This is a genomic window from Micromonospora foliorum (genome assembly GCF_022229015.1).
Lineage (GTDB): Bacteria > Actinomycetota > Actinomycetes > Mycobacteriales > Micromonosporaceae > Micromonospora > Micromonospora foliorum.
Window position 1 is genome coordinate 1 of sequence record NZ_JAKKFF010000497.1, and the last position, 3,850, is coordinate 3,850.

Annotated in this window: 3 protein-coding genes and 1 pseudogene; 3 read left to right on the top strand and 1 reads right to left on the bottom strand. The window is 71.8% G+C overall.

Annotated features, from left to right (window positions below; genetic code table 11):
• The 3 genes and pseudogenes from PSH25_RS28840 to rocD all read left to right on the top strand — a co-directional run.
• Positions 1 to 646: pseudogene (locus PSH25_RS28840) on the top strand (hypothetical protein); the annotation flags it as partial.
• A 608-nt stretch (positions 647 to 1,254) separates the two neighbouring features.
• Positions 1,255 to 2,070: a dimethylargininase gene (gene ddaH, locus PSH25_RS28845; protein WP_238662031.1), complete on the top strand. Its 816-nt coding sequence runs from the start codon at positions 1,255 to 1,257 to the stop codon at positions 2,068 to 2,070.
• Positions 2,070 to 3,284 carry an ornithine--oxo-acid transaminase gene (gene rocD, locus PSH25_RS28850; RefSeq protein ID WP_238662032.1) on the top strand — a complete coding sequence of 405 codons (1,215 nt, stop codon included), beginning with the start codon at positions 2,070 to 2,072 and terminating at the stop codon, positions 3,282 to 3,284. The genes ddaH and rocD overlap by 1 nt, the downstream gene beginning before the upstream one ends.
• Positions 3,285 to 3,337: 53 nt before the next feature.
• Here the strand turns inward: rocD and PSH25_RS28855 are convergent.
• A partial coding sequence (locus PSH25_RS28855) for an FHA domain-containing protein (protein ID WP_502361364.1) occupies positions 3,338 to 3,850 on the bottom strand: 513 nt, incomplete at its 5' end.

A 3,850-nucleotide genomic window follows, 5' to 3' on the forward strand; every position in this document is an offset into this window, starting at 1 on the left:
CCGGCCCGGCGCTGCCCGCCCGGTCGCACCCGAGCCCCTGAACGGCACGACCCGCCCCGTCGCACCCGAGCCCGTGAAGGGCACGACCCGCCCGGTCGCACCCGAGTCCCGCACCGGCACCGCAGACAAGGTGGAAACCGAGTCCCGGCCCGCCGTCGCCACGACCACGGCGCGTACCGCCGAGCGGGACGCCGACCTCGACAGCACCACCCGGCGGCCCGACACCACCGACCGGGTCACCGCCGACCGGGCCAGCACGGACAGCTCGGTCGACCCGACCTCGGGCGTGACCACGCCGGAGCCGCCGGTGACGCGTGGCCCGAAGCCGCGGGCCAGTCTGCTCGCCACCCTCGGCCTGATCGTCTCGGTCGCGGGTGCGATGTTCGTGCTGACCGGGACCCTGGCCGGGTACGGCATCGGGCTCGGCGCGTTCGGTGCGGTGCTCGCGGTGCTCGGCCTGATGGCCACCCGCCGCCGGCACGTCGCCGGCAAGACCGACGCGCTCTTCGGCGTGTTGATCGGGCTGGCCGCGGTCGTGATCGGGGTGCTCGCGATGACCGGTCAGTTCGACTGGCCGACCACGGACGGCGACTGGGTGCAGCGCTTCCGAGAGTGGCTTGACTCACAGTTTGTCGATCGTTTCTAGCGGGCACTGTTCCGCTCGCCGGTGATGCACCGGCGGAACAGCCGGCGGTTCGCCGGCAGCCCGATCAGTCCGGTGGTTCACCGGCCGGGCGACACCCTTTCAGGGGCGGCGGTTCGCCGCCCCTGAAGTGTGTCCGGGTTCTGGCAGTTTCTTGGGAATGGCCCGCCGGCCCGACCCGAAACCCCCGCACACCCCGGCCCGGCCATCCTTGCCCGCCACCTTTGCTCTGCTGCGCCCCACGCACCACCCGCACGTCCGGATGCCGGGCGTGCGGGTGGTGCGTATTAGGCAGCAGAGCAAAGGCCCCGCAAAGGCCCAGCGAGGGCACCGCAAAGGCACCGCAAAGGCACCGCGAAGGCACCGCGCAGAGGCCCAGCGAGGGCACCGCGAAGGCCCTGCGGCAGGTGGCCGGAAACACCAATCCCGGCCCAGGCAACCCCCAACGCAACGATTCGTAGCCGTGGACCGTCCAGACGCAACGAATGTTCGGTCTGCGCAACTCTCAGTGGTGGATCCTGCCGCTGACGCCGCATAACGTTGAGCAACGGCGCCAGCCCGTGGGCCACGGTGGCCGGGCGCGCCCGACCCCTGGGAGCAGGACAATGACGATGGACGCCACCAGCCAGCGCCTGTTGATGTGCCGGCCGACGTACTTCGCCGTCGACTACGCCATCAACCCCTGGATGGACCCGAGCGCGCCGGTCGACACCGCGCTGGCCGTCCGGCAGTGGGAGCAGCTGCGCCAGACGTACCTTGACCTGGGCCACACCGTCGAGGAGATCACTCCGGTGCCCGGCCTGCCCGACATGGTCTTCGCCGCCAACGGCGGCACCGTGATCGACGGCAAGGCGATGGCCGTGCAGTTCCGTGACCCGCAGCGCGCCGACGAGGCGCCGGCGTACCGGGCCTGGTTCGAGGCCGCCGGCTTCGAGATGTACGACCCGAAGCACGTCAACGAGGGCGAGGGCGACGTCCTGCTGGCCGGTGACCACCTGCTGGCCGGCACCGGCTTCCGCACCGCGCATGCCGCGCACGCCCAGTTGCAGGAGGTCTTCGGCTACCCGGTGATCACCATGCAACTTGTCGACCCGCGCTTCTACCACCTGGACACCGCGTTGACCGTGCTCGACGAGCGGACCGTGGCGTACCTGCCCGAGGCGTTCTCCCCGGGCAGCCAGGCCGTGCTGCGCCGGCTCTTCCCCGACGCGGTGCACGCCACCATGGCCGACGCCGAGGTGCTGGGGTTGAACGCGGTCAGCGACGGGCGGCACGTGGTGCTGCCCGCGCAGGCCACCGACCTGGCCGCCAAGCTGCGCGACCGGGGCTACGAAACCATCGGGGTCGACCTGTCCGAGCTCCGTAAGGCCGGCGGCGGACCGAAGTGCTGCACGCTGCGACTCCGTCAGGGAAAGGCAAGCAAGTGATCGTGGATGACAAGCTGCGTACGCCGGGAGCGGTCCGGGACGCCGAGCGCTGGACAGCGCACAACTACCACCCGCTGCCGGTGGTGATCTCGTCCGCCGAGGGCGCCTGGCTCACCGACGTGGACGGCCGCCGCTACCTGGACTGCCTGGCCGGCTACTCCGCACTGAACTTCGGTCACCGGCACCCGCAGCTGATCGCCGCCGCGCACGCCCAACTGGACCGGCTGACGCTGACCAGCCGGGCATTCATCCACGACCAGTTCGCCGACTTCTGCCGGGAGCTGGCCGAGCTGTGCGGCAAGGACCTCGTGCTGCCGATGAACACCGGCGCCGAGGCGGTGGAGACCGGGATCAAGGTGGCCCGCAAGTGGGGCTACCAGGTCAAGGGCGTGGCCGCCGGGCAGGCCAACATCGTGGTCGCCGAGGGCAACTTCCACGGCCGGACCACCACCATCGTGAGCTTCTCCACCGACGAGGACGCCCGCGCGGACTTCGGGCCGTACACCCCGGGGTTCACGGTCGTTCCGTACGGCGACCTGGACGCGCTGACCGCCGCGATCGACGAGAACACCGTGGCCGTGCTGCTGGAGCCGATCCAGGGTGAGCAGGGTGTGGTAGTGCCGCCGGAGGGTTACCTGCCGGGCGTACGCCAGGTCTGCACCGAGCGCAACGTGCTGTTCATCGCCGACGAGATCCAGTCGGGTCTGGGGCGTACCGGCGCGACCTTCGCCTGTGACCACGAGGGCGTCGTGCCGGACATGTACCTGCTCGGCAAGGCGCTCGGCGGCGGCATCGTGCCGGTCTCCGCAGTGGCCGCGAACGCCGACGTACTCGGCGTGCTCAAGCCCGGCCAGCACGGCTCCACCTTCGGCGGCAACCCGCTCGCCTGCGCGGTGGCGATCGAGGTGGTCCGGCTGCTGGCCACCGGCGAGTTCCAGCGCCGCTCGGCCGAGCTGGGTGAGCGGCTGCGGGCAGGCCTGGAAGGGCTGGTCGGCAAGGGTCTGGTCGGGGTACGCGTCCGTGGTCTGTGGGCCGGTCTGGACATCGACCCGGCGCTGATGAGCGGTCGGGAGGCGTGCGAGCGGCTGGCCGCACGCGGGGTGCTCGCCAAGGACACCCACGGCTCCACCATCCGGCTCGCCCCGCCGCTGGTGATCACCGAGGAGGAGATCGACCTGGCGGTGGCCCAGTTGGCCGAGGTGCTGGCCGGCTGACCCGGGAACGTGGTGGAAGGCGGGCGTCGGGGTTCCGGCGCCCGCCTTCCGCGTCAGGGACGGGGTAGGCGCATGGCCATCGTCGGGGCCTCGGCCATCACCGAGGTGGGGGTGAACGGGGCGCCGGTGGGCAACTCCTCGGCCCGACCGATCTGCACCCCCGGGTACAGCTCCACCATGTCGTTCTCGCCCAGCACCCGGGACTGCTGCGGGGCCAGCGGGATGCGGTCCGACTCGGCCATCGAGCCGGCCGGGCGGATGCCGGAGCCATTGGTGCTGACGTCGGTCACGATGACCTCGCCGACCCGCAGCTCGAAGCGGACGTGACCACGGCTGATCCAGCGTCGGGCCTCGTCGTTGAGCCACTGCCCGAGCATGATTCCGCCGTCCTGCTCGGGCGCCCGACCGGCCACGATCGGCTGCTCCTCGCTGAGCACGAACCGCCGCCGGACCAGGCCGCCGACGCGCACCGCGAGCACCTCGGTACGCGGACGCGGGCCGGCGTCACCGAGCCGTGCGCCGTGTCGGGGGCAGGTCGGCACGCCGTTGCGCAGCGCGGGCGGCGG